The 17,326-nt window shown below is 65.4% G+C and carries 16 protein-coding genes and 1 tRNA gene; 10 read left to right on the plus strand and 7 right to left on the minus strand.

All coding sequences use genetic code 11. The features are described 5' to 3' along the window. Positions 1-7: 7 nt before the first annotated feature. The gene (locus BM339_RS40075) at positions 8-1,054 is read right to left on the minus strand and encodes an aldo/keto reductase (RefSeq protein WP_256255759.1); all 1,047 of its coding nucleotides are present in this window, start codon (positions 1,052-1,054) and stop codon (positions 8-10) included. Positions 1,055-1,137: 83 nt separating this feature from the next. On the opposite strand from BM339_RS40075, the gene BM339_RS40080 reads away from it, so the two are divergent. After that, entirely contained in the window at positions 1,138-1,725 is a 588-nt protein-coding gene (locus tag BM339_RS40080) for a TetR/AcrR family transcriptional regulator (protein WP_075024245.1), read from the plus strand. Positions 1,726-2,383: 658 nt separating this feature from the next. Here the strand turns inward: BM339_RS40080 and BM339_RS50360 are convergent. Both BM339_RS50360 and BM339_RS40085 read right to left on the minus strand, forming a co-directional pair. Next, positions 2,384-2,560 (minus strand): hypothetical protein, encoded by a 177-nt coding sequence (locus BM339_RS50360; RefSeq protein WP_177287896.1) that lies wholly within the window; start codon positions 2,558-2,560, stop codon positions 2,384-2,386. Between the two features lie 674 nt (positions 2,561-3,234). Further along, complete coding sequence (locus BM339_RS40085; RefSeq protein ID WP_021591501.1) at positions 3,235-3,546, minus strand: WhiB family transcriptional regulator; 312 nt, start codon at positions 3,544-3,546, stop codon at positions 3,235-3,237. 326 nt (positions 3,547-3,872) lie between these two features. Here BM339_RS40085 and BM339_RS40090 point away from each other — a divergent pair, with 326 nt between their 5' ends. After that, positions 3,873-6,194, plus strand: coding sequence for a penicillin-binding protein (locus BM339_RS40090; RefSeq protein ID WP_024934449.1), 2,322 nt, complete (start codon positions 3,873-3,875; stop codon positions 6,192-6,194). A gap of 35 nt (positions 6,195-6,229) precedes the next feature. On the opposite strand, the gene BM339_RS40095 is transcribed toward BM339_RS40090, so the two are convergent. After that, positions 6,230-6,682, minus strand: a complete 453-nt coding sequence (locus tag BM339_RS40095; RefSeq protein WP_033330365.1) for a GatB/YqeY domain-containing protein — start codon at positions 6,680-6,682, stop codon at positions 6,230-6,232. 94 nt (positions 6,683-6,776) lie between these two features. On the opposite strand from BM339_RS40095, the gene BM339_RS40100 reads away from it, so the two are divergent. From BM339_RS40100 to BM339_RS40110, 3 genes are all read left to right on the plus strand, one after another. Further along, positions 6,777-7,676: a metallophosphoesterase gene (locus BM339_RS40100; protein WP_021591498.1), complete on the plus strand. Its 900-nt coding sequence runs from the start codon at positions 6,777-6,779 to the stop codon at positions 7,674-7,676. Then, entirely contained in the window at positions 7,673-8,260 is a 588-nt protein-coding gene (locus BM339_RS40105) for a class I SAM-dependent methyltransferase (protein ID WP_075024246.1), read from the plus strand. Before BM339_RS40100 ends, BM339_RS40105 begins: the two co-directional genes overlap by 4 nt. A gap of 75 nt (positions 8,261-8,335) precedes the next feature. Continuing rightward, positions 8,336-8,409, plus strand: a tRNA-Pro gene (locus BM339_RS40110). Between the two features lie 930 nt (positions 8,410-9,339). On the opposite strand, the gene BM339_RS50365 is transcribed toward BM339_RS40110, so the two are convergent. Further along, positions 9,340-9,726 carry an ATP-binding protein gene (locus BM339_RS50365; protein ID WP_075024247.1) on the minus strand — a complete coding sequence of 129 codons (387 nt, stop codon included), beginning with the start codon at positions 9,724-9,726 and terminating at the stop codon, positions 9,340-9,342. A 382-nt stretch (positions 9,727-10,108) separates the two neighbouring features. On the opposite strand from BM339_RS50365, the gene BM339_RS40120 reads away from it, so the two are divergent. Genes BM339_RS40120 through BM339_RS40130 form a run of 3 tightly spaced genes read left to right on the plus strand, consistent with a single transcriptional unit; the run spans position 10,109 to position 11,135 of the window. Next, a complete protein-coding gene (locus BM339_RS40120) occupies positions 10,109-10,453 on the plus strand; it encodes a helix-turn-helix domain-containing protein (RefSeq protein ID WP_075024248.1) in 345 nt (114 codons plus the stop codon). Further along, positions 10,426-10,932 carry a DUF5753 domain-containing protein gene (locus BM339_RS40125; protein ID WP_075024249.1) on the plus strand — a complete coding sequence of 169 codons (507 nt, stop codon included), beginning with the start codon at positions 10,426-10,428 and terminating at the stop codon, positions 10,930-10,932. The genes BM339_RS40120 and BM339_RS40125 overlap by 28 nt, the downstream gene beginning before the upstream one ends. Continuing rightward, complete coding sequence (locus BM339_RS40130) at positions 10,929-11,135, plus strand: DUF397 domain-containing protein (protein WP_075024250.1); 207 nt, start codon at positions 10,929-10,931, stop codon at positions 11,133-11,135. Before BM339_RS40125 ends, BM339_RS40130 begins: the two co-directional genes overlap by 4 nt. 339 nt (positions 11,136-11,474) lie before the next feature. On the opposite strand, the gene BM339_RS40135 is transcribed toward BM339_RS40130, so the two are convergent. Together BM339_RS40135 and BM339_RS40140 are read right to left on the minus strand one after the other, a co-directional pair. After that, positions 11,475-11,957 (minus strand): DDE-type integrase/transposase/recombinase, encoded by a 483-nt coding sequence (locus tag BM339_RS40135; RefSeq protein WP_075024251.1) that lies wholly within the window; start codon positions 11,955-11,957, stop codon positions 11,475-11,477. A gap of 53 nt (positions 11,958-12,010) precedes the next feature. Further along, positions 12,011-12,268: a transposase gene (locus tag BM339_RS40140; protein ID WP_075024252.1), complete on the minus strand. Its 258-nt coding sequence runs from the start codon at positions 12,266-12,268 to the stop codon at positions 12,011-12,013. Positions 12,269-12,561: 293 nt separating this feature from the next. Here BM339_RS40140 and BM339_RS40145 point away from each other — a divergent pair, with 293 nt between their 5' ends. Together BM339_RS40145 and BM339_RS40150 are read left to right on the plus strand one after the other, a co-directional pair. Continuing rightward, positions 12,562-14,106 carry an ATP-binding protein gene (locus BM339_RS40145; protein ID WP_075024305.1) on the plus strand — a complete coding sequence of 515 codons (1,545 nt, stop codon included), beginning with the start codon at positions 12,562-12,564 and terminating at the stop codon, positions 14,104-14,106. Positions 14,107-14,132: 26 nt separating this feature from the next. Beyond that, positions 14,133-17,123, plus strand: coding sequence for a Z1 domain-containing protein (locus BM339_RS40150; RefSeq protein WP_075024253.1), 2,991 nt, complete (start codon positions 14,133-14,135; stop codon positions 17,121-17,123). Positions 17,124-17,326 lie beyond the last annotated feature (203 nt).

The raw sequence follows: 17,326 nt of genomic DNA on the forward strand, positions 1-17,326 counted from the left end.
CCGCAGGTCAGGCCGCCGGCAGCGAAGGAGTGCGGAACGCTGACGCCTGACCGCCGAACAGGGCGTCACGCTGGGCGGCGTTGGCCTGGTGGGGCTCGCCCAGGGCGATGTCGCTGACGGCGGTGAGCCTGTCGTGGTGCTCGGGAGCGAGGCTCACATCGAGGGCCGCGAGGTAACCGTCCAGCTGATCCAGGTTCCGCGGGCCGATGATGGGCACCGTCGGCGTCGTGGAGCGCGCCGCCCGTTCACGCAGCCAGGCCATGGCGACCTGCGCCGGCGGCAGGCCGGTCTCGGACGCGACGGAAAGCAGTTCGTCCACGATGGCGGTCTTGTGGTCGCTGTCCTCCTTCTGGATCACGCGTCCCCAGGTGGTCAGGCGCCCTTCCGTACCGGAGCGGTACTTGCCGGTCAGCAGGCCGCCGCCCAGGGGTGACCAGAGCGCCGTCCCGAGGCCGAGCGCCTCGGCCATCGGCAGTACCTCCCGGTCCGCGGTGCGCTCGGCCAGGCTGTACTCGTGCTGGACCGCGATGATCGGTGACCAGCCGCGCAGATCGGCCATCGTGACGGCGCGGGAGACACGCCACGCCGGGAAGTTGGACAGGCCGCCGTGGACGACCTTCCCGGACGCGACCAGGTCGTCCAGGCCCCGCACGATCTCCTCGACGGGCGTCACCGCGTCCGGGAAATGGACCCACAGGAGGTCGATGCGATCGGTCCGGAGGCGCCGCAAGCTCGCCTCGACCGCGCGGACCATGTGGGCACGCCCGTTCCCGGTGCTGTTCAGGCCAGACGCCGGGGTCACCGGATTGGCGAACTTTGTGGCCAGCGTGAACCGGTCGCGCTTCCCGTCGAGCAGGTCGCCGATGATCTCCTCGGCCTCTCCGGCCTGATAGGTGTCGGCGGTGTCGATGAACGTCCCGCCGGCCTCGGCGAACCGTTCGAAGATCTTGCGGGCCGTGGCGGGTTCGGCGCCCATGCCCCAGCGCGTCCCGAAATTGCCCGTGCCGAGCGCGTACTCCGACACGCGCAGGCCGGTGTTCCGGCCGAACGTCATGTACTCCACGCCACCTCCAAAGTAAAACGATCGGTGTACCTGGAGCAGATTAGCAAAGGTACAACGATCGGTATACTCCGGTCATGGACGAGACGGACCGGCAACCGCACGGCGGCCGGGGCGCCCGCGAACGCATCCTGTGGGCGGCGGCCAAGCTCTTCTACTTGGAAGGCATCAACGCCACCGGCCTGGAGCGCCTGACAGACGTCGCCCACGTGTCGAAGCGGACGTTCTACAAGCATTTCCCCAGCAAGGACGCGCTCGTCGAGGCTTATCTGAGGCGCTTTCACTACGAGACGCCGCTGTCACGCACGCAGGTCCTGGACGACGAGAGCCTCACTCCCCGCGAACGGCTCCTGGCGCTCTTCGAACCGCCCACGCCCGGCACGGCCCTGCGCGGATGCCCCTTCCACAACGCGGCCGTCGAGATCTGTGACATCGAGACACCGGTCCGCACGCTCGTGGCCGAGTACAAGGAAGCGTTCGCCGACCGGCTCGCCGCGACGGCGGCCGAGGCCGGAGCGTCCAACCCCCGAACGCTGGGCCGCCAGCTGAACCTCCTCTTCGAGGGAGTCACCGCACTGTCGACGTCCAAGAACTCGGCAGACGTCTTCACCGACGCCCACACCACCGCCGAAATACTGCTCGACGCCTCCTTGAGCACGTCCTGACCTGCGAAATTCCGTTGGCTTGCGAGGCGGCCGACTCACCTACGGCGTCGACGAACGCAGCGGTGACGACCTTGTCCAGGCTCGCACCGCCCGCGTCCTGACCCTCGGGCTGCCGCCTGGCCACGTCATCACCGTCCTGCTCACGCTGCGCCGGCTGCGCGCCAACCACAAGCACCACCACCCGCACCGCGCTGCGGTTCGTCCTGGAGCACCCCGGCGCCGACGCGCTCATCGCCGCCCGCCGCCCCGCCCTCCTGGACTGCTTCGACGGCGGTTTGGACGGGCTACCCTGCGCGGCAGGTGAGGCAGTGGATTGCGAGCTCCGCGGACCCACCCCCGGCGTCGCCCGACGTCGCCGAGCGCACCAAAACAGCTGACCTCAGCGACGGTCCCCGAGCACACCCGGCGGCAGTTCAAAGGCGATGCTGCCTCTGACCAGGTCACCTCGACGACCGAGACGACGGCGGCGGTATCACGCGACGTGGTGGGTCCGGCGGTCAAGGCATACCGGAACATCAACTCGTACGCCTCCAGCCTGACGACCTGGTGCAGGCGGAGGCGATCCGCACGGCCCGATCTGTCCGAATCGCACGTGCTTCAGCCTGGCACACGTTACTCCGTGTAGCAAAAGATGATCGGACGACCTCAAAACGAACACTCACGGTATCGACTTAGCGCCGCCCATCGCATTCACAACAAGCCGATCGGAGCAATAGCCGCACATCGCACTCACATCGACCACCACCTGCGGATTTGCCTCCGCAGCAACCTGATCGAGCTGGTCGTTGAGCGACACGAGACTTAGCGGTGGCAGCGCGTCGAGCCACAGAATCACCGTGCACCCGTGCTGATCACAGCAAATCCAACCCGATAGTGCTGCGCAGCCCAGTAGGGAGCACGGTCAACCTATGCCTGGTCGCGGCTGGTTACAGCGGCGGCAGTCGCCACCATGGCAGGCCGCGGCGGCGGGTCTTGGCCGCAGCGAGCCGCAACGGCGGCGGCCTTCCACCACCGCAGGTCGAAGCAGGGGGTCTTGGCCCTGGCCAGTCGCAAGAGCGGGCAGTCGTCACCACGGCAGGTCGCGGCGGCAGTTACCCGCAGCGGCGGGTCGCGGTCGCTCAGGGTCGCGGTGGCGGTGTCAGGTGGCGCGCCGCTGTTGGACTGCGTGCGTGGTGCGTTGGTCGCGGTCGCTGGTTCGGCTGTGGGCCGTGGTGTGGTCGGCGGGGGCGTGCGCCGGTCCTGCCGTCGTACCGACCGCGGGCGCCGGCAGCGCCACAGCGCCGACGGGAGGCACCGCGCGGTGAAGCCATCGCGAGCGGGCTTGGCCCGCAGGGCCCCCAGGGCCACAGGGCATGCGACGTAGCGCGCTGCACCCGTCAGGCCACCAACGTGAGGCGTGGCAACGGGCCTGTACCGGTTGGAGGTCGGTACAGGCCCGCGGTCACGCTTCTTAATTGGACCTTCCCGGTCCTTGAACCCCTGCCGGACGGGCCGTGAGGCCCGCCGAGGTCAGCTGGCGACGAGTTCTTCCTCGTCGACCTCGACCGACCGCTCGTACTCGTCCTTCGCGGTCTCCAGCAGGTCGCGCCACGATTTCACATCCGGCCGCCGCCGTAGCAGAGCACGGCGTTCACGCTCGGTCATGCCGCCCCAGACACCGAACTCGATCCGGTTGTCGAGGGCGTCAGCGAGACACTCCGTGCGTACTGGGCAGCCGCGGCAGATGAGCTTGGCCCGGTTCTGCGCCGCTCCCTGCACGAACAGGGCATCCGGATCCGCGTTACGGCAGGCGGCGCGGGCGGTCCAATCCGTGATCCACATCTTGGCCCCACTCCCCTAGGGTCTGTGTCGATTTGCGCTCCTTGGCCGGACGGGCGCGGACGTCAGGCCGCCAAACGAAAGCCGTGGGGAAGAACTTACGGAAGCGAGGGACGTTTCAACAGCCCCCGATGGGCCCATTCTCGATATAGCCCACCGGGGCCATACCGCCGGAACGGACTAGTTACCTGTAGTTGACGCGCCAGACACAGCGCAGGTTGTCATCATGAGGGCATACCGGACGAACGTCCTGATCGTGGGGCCCGGAAAGCGGGGGCGCCGGGGGACCTGTCCCTAATGCACTGCTCGTCCCGCGTACCCTATACCCCGTGCGCGTTGCGAAATCGGATCGGGTCAAGGCTGCGTCCACGCTGTTCAGGCTGCTCGGGGCCGGGGTGGTGGCGGGGCTCATCGTCGCGCTCATCGCGCTGCCCGCGGTCGGCAGCGCCGGGCTGACGGCCCGCGACGCCGCCAACAACTTCGAGGACATGGAGGGCGAGCTCAAGACGACACCACCGTCCGAGAAGACGGTGATGTACGACGCGAGCGGCAAGCAGGTCGCCACGTTCTTCGACAAGTACCGCGAGTCCGTCCGGCTCGACCAGGTCGACCCGATCATGCGCAAGGCGATCATCGACATCGAGGACTCGCGGTTCTACGAGCACGGCGCGCTCGACCTCAAGGGCACCATCCGCGCCCTCGCGTCCAACGTCGAGTCCGAGCAGACTCAGGGCGGGTCCACGCTCACGCAGCAGTACGTCAAGAACCTCCTCGTCGACAGCGCCCGGACGCAGGAGGAGTACCGCGAGGCCACGGCCCCCACGGTCGGGCGCAAGCTCCGCGAACTGCGCTACGCCCTCGACATCGAGCAGCGCATGACCAAGGACCAGATCCTTGAGGGCTACCTGAACATCGCCTACTTCGGCGCCGGCGCGTACGGGGTCCAGGCGGCGGCCAAGCGCTACTTCAGCGTCCCCGCCAGCAAGCTCAACCTCGGACAGGCCGCCCTGCTCGCCGGCATCACCCAGAACCCCGCCGCGTTCGACCCGATCCGCAACCCGAAGGACGCGCGGCACAGGCGCGACATCGTCCTCTACCGGATGGCGCAGCTCGGGCACATCAGCAAGGCCCAGGCGGACGAGGAAGCCGCCAAGCCGATCGAGCTGAACCGCACCGACCCGGTCGGCGGCTGCCAGTCCAGCAAGGCGCCGTACTTCTGCGAGTACGTGAAGTACGACATGCTCAACATCCTGTCGGACGGCAAGTACTGGGAGCTCGAACCGAAGCAGCAGCAGGCCGTCGTCAACGAGCTCAACCGGGGCGGCTACACGATCCGCACCACGCTCGACATGGACGACCAGCGCGCCGTCGACAAGACGCTGCGCCAGACCGTCGCCCCCGGCGGCAACCGCGTCGGCGCCGAGGCGATGGTCGAGCCCGGCACCGGCAAGGTCAAGGCGATCGGGCTCAGCAAGCGGTTCGGCCCCGGGAAGGGCCGAACGACCATCAACCTGCCCGCCGACTCCCGCCACGGCGGCGGCAACGGCGTGTCCGCGGGCTCGACGTTCAAGATCTTCACGCTGGCCGCCGCGATCGACCAGGGCATCCCGGTCAGCACCACGATCAACTCGCCGCAGACGACCACGATCGGCGGCTTCCAGCCGTGCCGCTACACCGGGATGTACCAGGGCAAGAAGGTCAAGAACGCCATGATCGGCGGCGGCACCTGGACCCTCTCCAACGCCGGCGACAGCGAGAAGGGCAACTTCAACCTCAAGACCGGCACCTGGCACTCGGTCAACACGTTCTACGCCCACCTGGAGAAGCGCGTCGGCGTCTGCAACGCCGTCAAGATGGCCGAGAAGTTCGGGATGAAGCAGGGCAACGGCAACCCGCTCCTGCCGATCGCGTCCCAGGTCCTCGGCGTCAACGACATCGACATGGTGCACCTCGCCGCCGCCTACGCCGGCTTCGCCGCCCGCGGCAAGTACTGCGCCCCCATCTCCGTCACCGAGGTCGTCGACCCCGAGGGCAAGAAGCTGAAGCTGCCCAAGCAGGACTGCCACCAGGCCCTGGACGAGGACGTCGCCGACAAGGTCAACTCGATCCTCCAGGGCGTCCTCACCAAGGGCACCGCGGCCGGACGCGGCATCGGCCGTCCCGCCGCCGGCAAGACCGGAACCTGTGAAGAGTTCACCTGCGCCGTGTTCGCCGGATTCACCCCGAACCTCGCCGCCGCCACCGCCTACTGGGACTTCCGCGGCCCCTGGCAGTACAAGGTGTACGGCGTCTACGGCGCGGACATCCCCGGCGGCATCTGGCAGCAGTCCATGCGGAGCGCCCTCGCCGGCGAGCCGGCGCCCGGCTTCCGCACCCCGTCCCGCGACTTCGGCGACACCACCCGCGTCCCCGAGGTGAAGGGCGACACGATCGGCGCCGCCACCGCCAAGCTCAGGGGCGCCGACCTGAAGGTCAAGGTCGCGCCCGGGTCCGTCGACTCCGACCAGCCGCGCGGGACGGTCGTGTCCACCTCCCCGGACGGCGGCACCGAGGTCCCGCCCGGCAGCACCGTCATCCTCTACGTGAGCAGCGGCAAGAAGGGCAACGGGCGCGGCCAGCCGAACGGCCGGTCATCTCCCTGGGAGGACTGAGACGCAAGGGCCCGGCGAGCGTGCCGGGCCCTTCCTCATTCCGCGAGCTGGCGCCTGACCTCGGCGGCGACGCGCCCGCCCTCGGCACGTCCGGCCACCTTCGGATTCACCGACTTCATGACCTGACCCATCGCGCGCGGCCCGGACGCGCCCGTCTCGGCGATCGCGTCCGCCACCAGCGCGGTCAGCTCCTCGTCCGACAGCTGCGCGGGAAGGTACTCCTCCAGCACCGAGCCCTCGTCCCGCTCCGCCTGCGCCTGCTCCTCCCGGCCCGCGTCACCGAACGCCGCCGCAGCCTCGCGGCGCTTCTTCGCCTCCCGGGTGAGCACCTTGACGACGTCGTCGTCCGACAGCTCGCGCGACTGCTTGCCTGCGACCTCCTCGTTCTTCACCGCGGTGAGGGCCATCCGCAAAGTCCGCGTGCGCACCTCGTCACGGGCCTTCATCGCGGACGAGAGGTCGGACTCCAGCTTCTCCTTCAGGGTCATGCCCAACATCATGCCCGTCCGGCACCTTCTGCCTCATCAGGATTACCGCGCGGTGCCCATGTCTGAAAACATGGAACCCTGAGAAGGGAGAGCCGTGCGAAAGATCTACGCCGCGCCCCTGGGACTCCTGGGGGCGGGAGCCGCGACCTTCGGGTACGCCTCGCTCATCGAGCGGAACTGGTTCCGGCTCCGCCGTTTCGACGTGCCCGTGCTGGCGCCCGGCCGTCCCCCGGTGAAGATCCTGCACCTCTCCGACGCGCACCTCACCCCCGGCCGCTCGCGCCTGATCCACTGGGTCCGCTCCCTGGACGCGCTCGAACCCGACCTGGTCGTCAACACCGGCGACTCCCTCTCGCACCGCGACGCGATCGGCCCCTTCCTGGACGCCCTCGGCCCCCTCCTCGACCGTCCCGGAGTCTTCGTCTACGGGTCGAACGACCTGTACTCGCCGGTGCTGAAGAACCCGCTCCGCTACGTCTGGCGGACGAGCCAGTCCGACTACGACCGCCGCCGCCGCGAACCCGACCTTCCCTACCGCGAACTCGGCTCGTCCCTCCAGGCCGCCGGCTGGCTCGACCTCAACAACCGCATCGGCCGCCTCAAGGTCGGCGAGCTCGACGTCGAGTTCGGCGGCATCGACGACTCCCACATCAACCGCGACCGCTACGACAAGATCGCCGGCCCGGTCGACCCGCAGGCCGACGTCCACCTCGGCGTCATGCACTCCCCCGAACCCCGCAACCTCGACCGCTTCACCGCCGACGGCTACGACCTCCTCCTCGCCGGCCACACCCACGGCGGCCAGGTCTGCGTCCCCTTCTACGGCGCCCTCGCCACCAACTGCGGCATCGACCGCCCCCGCGTGAAGGGCCTCCACCAGCACCGCGGCTCCTGGCTGCACGTCTCCGCCGGCCTCGGCACGTCCCCGAAGGCCCCCATGCGCTTCTGCTGCCCGCCCGAGGCCTCCCTCCTCACCCTCGTCCCCCGCCGGTGAGCTGGAAGACCGCCTCCTTCACCGCCTTCTGGTACGACTTCGCCGTCCAGAACCGCGTCCTCTCCCGCGTGGGAGCCCGCGTCCTCTGGAACTACGACATCGACCACCTCCACACGTCCATCGCCGCCCAGGACCCGTCCGCCCTCACCCTCGACATCCCCTGCGGCGGCGGCATAGCGGTCACCGACAACCCCCGCCACGTAGCCGCCGACCTCTCCCGCACAATGCTCAACCGAGCCCGCCGCAAGACAACAACCCTCCTCCAGGCCGACATCTACGCCCTCCCCTTCAAGAACTCGACCTTCGACACCTGCCTCACCTACAACGGCCTCCACTGCCTCCCAGACCCAGCCGCCGCTGTACGCGAGTTGGCCCGCGTCCTACGCCCAAGCGGTTGGCTCCGCGGCACCACCATCGTCCGAGGCGCAGGCCGCGACCCCCTCATCAACCTCCTCCGCCGCCAAGGCACCTTCGGCAACCCAGGCACAGTCACCGACCTCCGCACCTGGCTGACCACCGCCGGCCTGACCTCGATAGAGCTCACCCACTCCGGCGCCGTGACCGGCTTCACAGCCCGTAAATAGGGACGCAGCACCCCCCGGCATCCGCTAGGGTGGACTAGGCGCCGGGAGAACGTACGACTCCCGGGCAGCCACCACCGGGGTGTAGCGCAGCTTGGCAGCGCGCTTCGTTCGGGACGAAGAGGTCGTGGGTTCAAATCCCGCCACCCCGACACAAAGATGCAGGTCAGAGGCCGGTCCTCCCTCAGGAGACCGGCCTCAAGATCTTTCGACCCCCATCTGACCCCGACTTCGGTCGTTGATCCCGCGATATCCAGGGTCACGCCCTATCACCCACTGGCTGCATCCCCGCTCCCTCCAGCACCCATCTGAACTACCGGTTCAGCCCCTCCAACATCCGAGCCCCGCCCCGCCCTCTCGGCGAGTCCACCTCAAGACCAGTCCGGTCTTCCGGCAGGCTCCGGGCGGAACGTCGGTAGGGCAGCGGGCGGTCCAGCCCTGGATGGCGCGAGCGGTCTCGTCAGTGACGTCGGAGTCGGCAAGTTCGGCGGGGCGGAGCCATCAGTGCGCGGTGTGTTCGGCGCTCAGGACGATGGGCCGACCGTGGCGGGACACGCCGAAGGCGTATTGGCGAGCATTGCGGCCGGATCCAGAGTCCCGGCGACATTCGGAACGGCAGCTGTTCGCTTCCGGCAGACGCCGATGCCGGCTTCGCTGTCAGTCTCGAGTCGGAAGCCTCGATGTGGCCCTAACGCCGTCCGCGCCCTCCCACTCGTCCGCCGCGCGGCGGACGAGCCGTCCGCCGCTGCTTCGCAGCCGCCGTCCAGCGGACGGAGCCGTCCACACCGGCGGACGGGCGCGGCGGGCCGTTGGTAGGGCGCTCGGGGCCAGCACGCATGGCCGAGGCAAGTCGTGCCTATCGCTTCCTCGCTGGAGGAGGCTCGGGAGCAAGCTGAGGATCGAGGCGCGGCCTCGCCAGCCAAGCGTGGCGGCGGGCTCGCTGGACAAATCCGCGAAGAGGCTCCCAGCGTGCTGGTCAACGTGCGTGCACCGCAGGCGTGGCTCGCCACTCGGCCCAGCAGACCAACCCGCAGAGCGGGAGTAGCAGGGGCCGGTGGCGCAGCCTCAGCGCGAGCGAGCTGTCAGGTGAGTTCGAACCAGGTGTGCAGGCGACCGGCAGTGTCGGTGTCATAGCCGAAGCGGGCGGCAAGGGTCTCGATGAGGACGATGCCGTGGCCGTGGTCGCGGAGTTCGGAGCCCTTGTGGCGGGTGGGAATGGTCGCAGCGCCCGCATCGATGACCTCGCAACGCAAGGAGTTCCCACAGTCGTACAGCGTGAGGGTGAACGAACCGCCATGACGGGAGTCGGAGTGCCTGACGCTGTTGGTGCAGGCCTCGGAGATCAGCAGATGTGCCGTGGCGGTGCGGTCGCTGCCGTCCAGTACCGCGGCGGCGAACCGGCGGGCCTCACCGACGCTCTTGGGGGCGGCCGGGAGGGTTACGCGACCGAGAATGATCCACGTCGTCATGAGCTCATCGCCTTCGCGATGGCGGGAACGGCGCGAGGGTCGGTGACCAGCACCCAGTCGCGAGACCACACCCAGGCCTGCGTCCCTGCCTGAGGGGCTGGGACGCAGGCAACGAAGCGGACCTTGTTGGTCCGACGGCTCGTGACACGAAGGACGGCTCTCTCGCCCGCGCCAAGGACCTCGGGGTGTACGTGGTGATGCGGCAACTGGCCAGCCAGCCATGTCAGAAGATGACAGCGCTGCCTTGGATGCAGTTCTTGTTCTGCTTTGTCCGACATAATCGAATTCCCGTCCTGCTGCTCTGACCTGCAGTTTCCGGGACAAGCGTGCTCCGCGAGAGTTACCGTGTCGCCATTCCTAGGATCACCTGGAAATTCGTCCGATGGACGGAGACACGATGCATATCAACGAGTCCCCCGACCCGCGATCGTCGATGTGGGCGTGGATGGCCCACCACCTGCGCTTCCAGCGCATGCAGCACGGCATGTCAGGACACGCCCTTGCCGAGCTCCTCAACTGTGCGCGTTCCTCGATTTCCAGACTGGGGAACTGCGAAGCGAAGCTGACCGACGCTCAGGCGGCCGTCCTCGACGAGCGGTGGAACACCGGCGGGACGTTCGCGATCATGCTCTGGTACGCGCGGCTCGGACACGACCCCAACTGGTTCAAAACTTCACGGAGTCTGAGGGACGCGCGTCCGTGCTGCGGATCTACAGCAGCCAGCTGATTCCTGCCCTGCTGCAGACGCCTGCCTACGCACGCGCCCTCCTGTTTGAGGGGCGCGAGCCAGGGATAGACGCGATGGTGGAAGCGCGGATGGCACGGCAGCAGATCCTGACCAAGGAAAGCCCGGCCGATCTGTGGATTCTCCTGGCGGAGACAGCCATGGCCTGCCTGGTGGGCGGCAGGATGGTCATGCGGGAGCAGCTCGCCAAGCTGCTTAAGGTGTCTGAGCTGCCGAACGTGATGCTGCGGATCGTCCCGAACACGGCAGGCGCGAATGCCGGGCTCGATGGGCCGTTCAAGGTCATCAAGGTCCGGGAGGGCCAGGTCGGCTACGTGGAGGCCCCCACCGGCGGAAGGCTCGTCCCAGAGGCCGCCGAGGTCGACGGACTGCTCGACAGGTTCGACCGCATAGGGGCGGTCGCCCTCCCCGTAGACTCCAGTCGGAGCCTGATCAAGCATCTGATGGAGGCCTTGACGTGACTTCCCCCCAGTGGCGCAAGAGCAGCCGATCCAGCGATGGGACGAGTGGCCAGTGCGTGGAGGTCGCCCAGCTCGACGACGCCATCGGTCTACGAGACAGCAAGGCCTCGGGCAGCGGACACCTCTCGCTTTCCATCGGCAACTTTGCCGGCCTTGTCGCCAGGGCGAAGAGGAACGAGCTCGATTTCATCGCTCAGAGGTAAGCCAGAGCGACCTGGCAGCCAGGAGACTCAGGTCAGTCCGATCTACAATCCGATCGCTGACTCCATCAACGCGTTCTCGAGCGTGTCGCCAACCGCGCCGATAGAGGCGCCGATCCCGGTCTCGACCACGTGCGTAGCGAACCGGAGAGAGGTGTCTTGCGCCCTTCGCGTCGCTGTGATGCACCAGCCGGGGGCCGCCAGGTGCCCGGCCCGGTCACCGCCACAGCGCCATCTCCAGAACGTCCAGGCCAGCCGGGTCCGCTTCGTGCTCGAGACAGCCCAGCTGACGGTGGCCAGGGAGAAGGTGTCGTGTCAAACCCTCAAAACGTGGAGACGGTGTTATGCCACTTCGGCCCTGAACTGGGCTGTTGACGCCCTCCGTGCTTCTGCCATCTGACACTCGAACGTGATCGGAGCGAGTCCGTCGTTGGCGCTGTGCCTGCGGTAGGTGCTGTAGAAGTCGACGATCCAGGTCGCGACCATGATGCCCGCCTCGGCGCGGGTGGTGAAGCGGTGCTGGTGGACGAACTCGACCTTCAAGGTGGAGTTGAACGCCTCGGCGGTGGCGTTGCAGAGGGCGGCGCATCCGACCCGGCCCATCGACTGCACCACGCCCAGTGCGCGGCAATCCGCCGCAGTGTGGGCCGCGGTGTACTCCGATCCGCGGTCGGCATGAAAGATCACCCCGTCCACGCCGCCGCCTCCGTTCGCCGCCCTCTGCAACGACGCCACCGCCAGGGCCGCGTCGCGGTGCTCGCTCATGGCGTGGCCGAGCATGACATGCTCGGTCCTGCAGGACGTGATGAACTCCGCGACGATCATCGGTTCATCGAGTCCTTCACCCACCCGGCCACTGATCGCTTGAACACTTCACGCTACATCCCAAGCTCAGCGCGTTCCTTGGCCCACTCGGTCTTCTGCCGGCGCAGCCGAGCCAGCTCCTCACGCTCGGACTCGCTCAACGCCTGGCCCGCGGCCTGCCGTTCACGGTCGGCCTTCATCCAGTTGTGCAGCGTGTAGGGGTTGCTCCCCAGGTCCCGCGCGACCTGCGCGACCGGCTTGCCAGTCTCCTTGACGATCCGCACCGCTCCTTCACGGCACTCCGGATCGAACCGGCGTCTCTTGTCTCCCACGAGACAACCAGTCCGGTCGGACCTCAGCGCCCATACGGCTCACCCGTCTGCCCAGCTCAGGCGGAGGGGGGACCGAAGTGCCCATGTGCTCGCCCCCTCAGGGAATCGAGCCTCCATTCGACTCAGGGCGATTCAGGAGCGGCGTCCCTCAGGGATAACGATCTCCATCCATGAGGGCTGGCCTGGCCTGAACGCACGAAATGCCTGTCACGGCAGGTGAGCGTGCATATGATGGGGGTTAAACTACTTGTCGGCACCCCAGGCCCTCCTTTGAGTCAAGGAACCGCGTGTCTATGACGTCTCATGCTTCCCTGCCTGTCAACTGGCGATACGAGGTCCCGACCAGTGGTAGCACCTACCTTCCTCCGGACGCAGGCTATGCCAAGGCGCTGACCAATCAGGGCTACGGTTTCGAGGCGGCAGTTGCGGACCTGGTCGACAACTCGATCGACGCTGACGCCGATGCCGTGGTGGTGCACTTCCTCCGCGACAAGGACCGCATCCTCTCGCTACTCGTTCTGGACAACGGGCGGGGCATGGATGAGGCAACCCTCGACAGCGCCATGACGGTAGGCCACCAGCGGGACTACGACGGCAGGGCATTAGGAATGTACGGCACCGGCCTCAAGGCCGCCTCGCTCTCACAAGCTCGCTCTCTTACGGTCATCAGCCGCACCAAACGCAGCCGGGCGGCAGGCAGGAAGCTGACAGCGGAGAGTATCCAGGACCAATTCCGATGCGATGTTGTGGAACCCGGCTTCGCACAGCAGCAGGTCGACGTCTACGACGGTCTCATCCAGTGGCAGGGCACAATCGTCCGATGGGATCGAGTACGCAGTTTCGAGACCGTCACAGCTGGGCAGAGCGAGCAGTTTCTCTCGAAAGCCATTTCTCGACTCGAAATGCACCTAGGGCTCCACCTTCACCGATTTCTAGATAGTGGCTTCCAACTTGATATCGCCGTCTGGGATGTCATTACCGGTGAAGAGACAGATCACATTGCCGTAGAGCCATTGGATCCATTCGGCTACAAGATTCCAGGCAAGGCTGGCTATCCACAGAAATTTAACGCTCCGGTAGAAGAAGTAGGGGAAATCTCCCTGGAGGCCCATGTCTGGCCTGCCAAATCTAAGCAGGCAGGATTTCGCCAGATCGGTCCCGTGCTCGACCGCCAAGGTTTCTACTTCTATCGCAATAACCGGCTTGTCCAGGCGGGCGGTTGGAACAACTTGCGTACCCCGGAAGCTCACCTGGTTCTTGCCAGGGTAGCTGTGGACCTTCCAGCCAAGGAAAACACCGTCTTCAGCCTGACGGTCAAGAAGGACGGCGTTGAGGTCACACCGGCCTTCACTACAGGAGTGGAGAAGGCCATCAGCCGGGGAGGAAGCACCATCCGCGAGTATCTTGCGGATGCGGAGGCTGCTTACCGGGATGGGTTGTCGCGATCAACCATCGAGCGCAGCCCCGTCATCGCACCCGGTAAAGGGTTTGACCCCAAGATTAAGCGAGTGGTCAGAGAAGAACTTCCATTGAAAAATGGGGAAGGTCCACTGAGGATCGAGTGGACATCTCTTCCTGATGACCGGTTCTTTGAGCTCGATCGCGAGGGTTATGTCGTTCTTCTCAATAAAAACTTTCGGGAGGACTTCAACGACGGACGCCGCGGTGGCGTCAACGATGCGCCCGTGACGAAGACCCTCCTTTACTTGCTGCTTCAAGACAGCTTCGGCCTAGGGCGCTGGGAGAAGAGAAGAGCCGACCGTATTGAGTACTGGAACAGCATCCTGTTCGCTGCTGCTCAGGCGCAGCGTGCCCGCCGGGGCCGAACGGGCCGCTGATACGCCGCCATTACCGGAGACGTAGTATGACCGATGCGCTGCTGAACATACACACCGACGTGCTGGACGGTATGAGGCAGAGCCCCCGCAATTTCCAGGAAGCCGCCAGGCTTGTCACTGAAGAAGATTACCCTGACACGGATCTTGGCGAGGTGGCTTTTCGTGAGCGTCTCGTCAAAGAAGACGTGTCTGGCGGGCCTCTTCTCGCCCGGTGGAGGAAAGCGCTGGCAGAGTGGGACCGCGCAAAGGAACCGCGCTGGGCGCCAGAAACCCTGCCCCGCACGGATAGTCGGCGGGCCGCGGTCTACGACCGCCTTCGCGTGGGCAGCGCCCTCCGCAAGGCACTCACCCAAGCCGCCCCAGTTGACCGGGGGCCCGGGCCCACCATCATCGCTCATCAGCACACCCCCTGGTATACCCCCGAGCGTGCCGCAGCGCGCTCGTTCTATTGGCACGCATATGAGGACATGCTCAAGGCGAAGGGCTGGTCCGAGAATGCCATTGCCAGCCTGGACGAAGCCAGCCGCGCGGTTGTCGAGCGCCTCACCGATCCAGAACAGGTCGCCATACGGCAGGCAAAGGGACTGGTGGTCGGATACGTCCAGTCCGGAAAAACCGCGAACTTCACTGGTGTCATCGCCAAAGCGATTGATGCCGGTTACCGTCTCGTCATTGTCTTGGGCGGCACGCTCAACATGCTGCGGGCTCAGACACAGCGGCGGCTAGACATGGAGGTAATCGGCCAGGAGAATATCCTGCGGGGGGCTGATCCCGGAGACGTAAACGCGCTGATCGGCATCGACTATGTCGGGGACGACGAGGACTGGCCGAAGTTCGTACAGCATGGTGGACGACCGTCGGCACTGAAAGCCTTCGACATCGAGCGGCTGACTACACGGGACAAGGACTACAAGAGCCTCGCTCAGGGCATCCGCGCTCTGGAGTTCGAGAAGCGCGAGCCGACTAACCCCCTTTATGACCCGGTTAACCTTCATTATGCAGCGGCACGATTGTTGGTCGTTAAGAAGAACAAATCTGTCCTGACAAAGCTCGTTAAGGACCTCAAGCAAGTGCATGGCCTCCTAGGCGAGCTACCCGCACTCATCATCGACGACGAGTCTGATCAGGCTTCCGTCAACACTATTGACCCGAAAAAATGGAAGGGAGGGGCAGCTGAGCGAACGGCCATTAACGGCTTGATCTCGGACCTCCTGAAGCTGCTACCGCGTGCACAATACGTCGGTTACACCGCCACTCCGTTCGCAAATGTCTTCGTTGACCCAAGTGATGCAGAGGACATCTTCCCCAGCGATTTCCTGATCTCTCTGCCTAGGCCCGATGGATACATGGGCGTGCAGGAATTTCACGACCTTGACTCACCGCTTAGTCCTGCTGAGCGCACTGTGGCAAATTCGCAGGAGAAGGCCCACGTCCGAGACGTACCCGGAGAAGATGACGGTGATCGCCTCCAGGAGGCTATGGACAGTTTTGTCCTGGCTGGGGCCCTGAAGCTATTCCGCGCTGAGAACGGTGTCCCTGACGGGCCGTTCCGCCACCACACCATGCTCGTTCACGAGTCGGTCCGCGTGGACGATCACGCGGAGCTGGCCTTGCACCTCAACACCTTGTGGCATCAAGCCGGTTATCTCTCTGAGGAGGGGCACTTCCGTCTGGCCAAACTATGGTCTGTCGACTTTGCACCGGTCTCCGCAGCGCGTGCCCCTGATCTTCCCAATCCAGTCTCCTACGAGGATGTACGCCCGTACGTGAGCAGGGCGCGCCAGCTTATCGGCTCCGGAGGCACACCGGTGGTTGTTGTGAACGGATCCACGGACCGCTACTTCGAGCGACTTGACCTCGACTTTGACCGTACGCCGCATGTATGGAAGATCCTGGTTGGCGGCACCAAGCTCTCACGGGGCTTCACGGTCGAGGGCCTCACTGTGACTTACTACCGCCGGACTACACGCCAAGCAGACACCCTCATGCAGATGGGACGCTGGTTTGGATTCCGTCCGGGCTACCAAGATCTAGTGCGCTTGTATATCGGACGCGCGGAGCAGTTGACAAAAACCCAAACCATCGACCTTTACCAGGCGTTCGAGGCAGTCTGTCGCGACGAGGAAATGTTCCGTGAAGAGCTCGCCCGTTACGCCGTTCTCGTAGATGGTAAGCCCCAAGTCACACCGAATCAGATCCCGCCCCTTGTCGCACAGCATCTACCATGGCTCAAGCCCTCTGCCCGTAACAAGATGTTCAACGCTGAACTCATCGAAGTACGCTCTCCGGGGCAGCCAATCGAGCCGGCTGCCTACCCCCTCTCCCCTTCCGTCCTGAGGCGCAACACTGAGCGTTGGTCCCCGCTCCTCACTACCTTCACGAAGGAGCCAGTTACTCTTGCGGTCCCGCAAAAGGTGGAGGGCGACGCAAACGGAAGCTTCCCAGCCCTTACCACGAAGGTGTCCCACACCCAGTTCTTGAGTGTGCTGAGCCAACTGGAGTGGGAGCGGGAGGGCATTTTTCAGCCACATTTGAATTATCTTGCTCAACTCGACGGCACTCTGGCTAAGGTTGACGACTGGCTCCTGGTTGCTCCGCAACTCAGGAACGAGAGGCGCATTCAGGCGTCACTATTGGGCTCTACTAACCTATCCCTTGTGCGGCGCACCCGTCAGGCAGGGAAATCTTCATTCGGCCGTATTGCGAGCGAGGACCACCGGATGGTCGCCCAGCGGCTAATCGACGCGGCTTCCGTACCCGACGCTTTCGCTGCCGCCTACCCATCGATTGGACCGAACACTGGCGTGGCACTTCTCTACCCGGTAGTGGAGGGGTCAAGCGAGGCTGATGTACGGGCTGCTGTATCCCACGGCAAGGCAGACCCATCAAGAATAGTCATGGCTTTCACCCTGATCCCGCCGAGGTCGGCTATCGACACTTCTCATCGTCTGGTCCGGTTCCAAGTTAAGGACGCCCAGCACGCAGAGAGTGCCATCGTCCCAAGTAACGGCACCTAATGATAAGCCATCAACCAGAGGCGACAGAGTTAGACTCTTGCAGCTAGGAGGAAATTGGGTCGGAATAGAATTCCGACCCACTTGATGACAAGCACGTCTGGCCATGCTCGCGTTTAGTGCAGGGTCTACTTGTCCAAGACACCGACTGACGATGCTAGAGACCTATATCACTGTGAGTCACTGACTAATCGCAAACAGTAGCC

This window comes from Actinomadura madurae (assembly GCF_900115095.1).
GTDB lineage: Bacteria > Actinomycetota > Actinomycetes > Streptosporangiales > Streptosporangiaceae > Spirillospora > Spirillospora madurae.

What these genes read in the sequence shown, in the direction of transcription:
- BM339_RS50365 (WP_075024247.1), bottom strand. Translation starts at nt 9,726, where the DNA reads ATGACGACGTGGATCATTCTCGGTCGCGTAACCCTCCCGGCCGCCCCC.
- BM339_RS40145 (WP_075024305.1), top strand. Translation starts at nt 12,562, where the DNA reads ATGACGTCTCATGCTTCCCTGCCTGTCAACTGGCGATACGAGGTCCCG.
- BM339_RS40075 (WP_256255759.1), bottom strand. Translation starts at nt 1,054, where the DNA reads ATGACGTTCGGCCGGAACACCGGCCTGCGCGTGTCGGAGTACGCGCTC.
- BM339_RS40095 (WP_033330365.1), bottom strand. Translation starts at nt 6,682, where the DNA reads ATGACCCTGAAGGAGAAGCTGGAGTCCGACCTCTCGTCCGCGATGAAG.
- BM339_RS40135 (WP_075024251.1), bottom strand. Translation starts at nt 11,957, where the DNA reads ATGATCGTCGCGGAGTTCATCACGTCCTGCAGGACCGAGCATGTCATG.
- BM339_RS40150 (WP_075024253.1), top strand. Translation starts at nt 14,133, where the DNA reads ATGACCGATGCGCTGCTGAACATACACACCGACGTGCTGGACGGTATG.
- BM339_RS40085 (WP_021591501.1), bottom strand. Translation starts at nt 3,546, where the DNA reads ATGTGGATCACGGATTGGACCGCCCGCGCCGCCTGCCGTAACGCGGAT.
- BM339_RS40120 (WP_075024248.1), top strand. Translation starts at nt 10,109, where the DNA reads ATGGACGGAGACACGATGCATATCAACGAGTCCCCCGACCCGCGATCG.
- BM339_RS40080 (WP_075024245.1), top strand. Translation starts at nt 1,138, where the DNA reads ATGGACGAGACGGACCGGCAACCGCACGGCGGCCGGGGCGCCCGCGAA.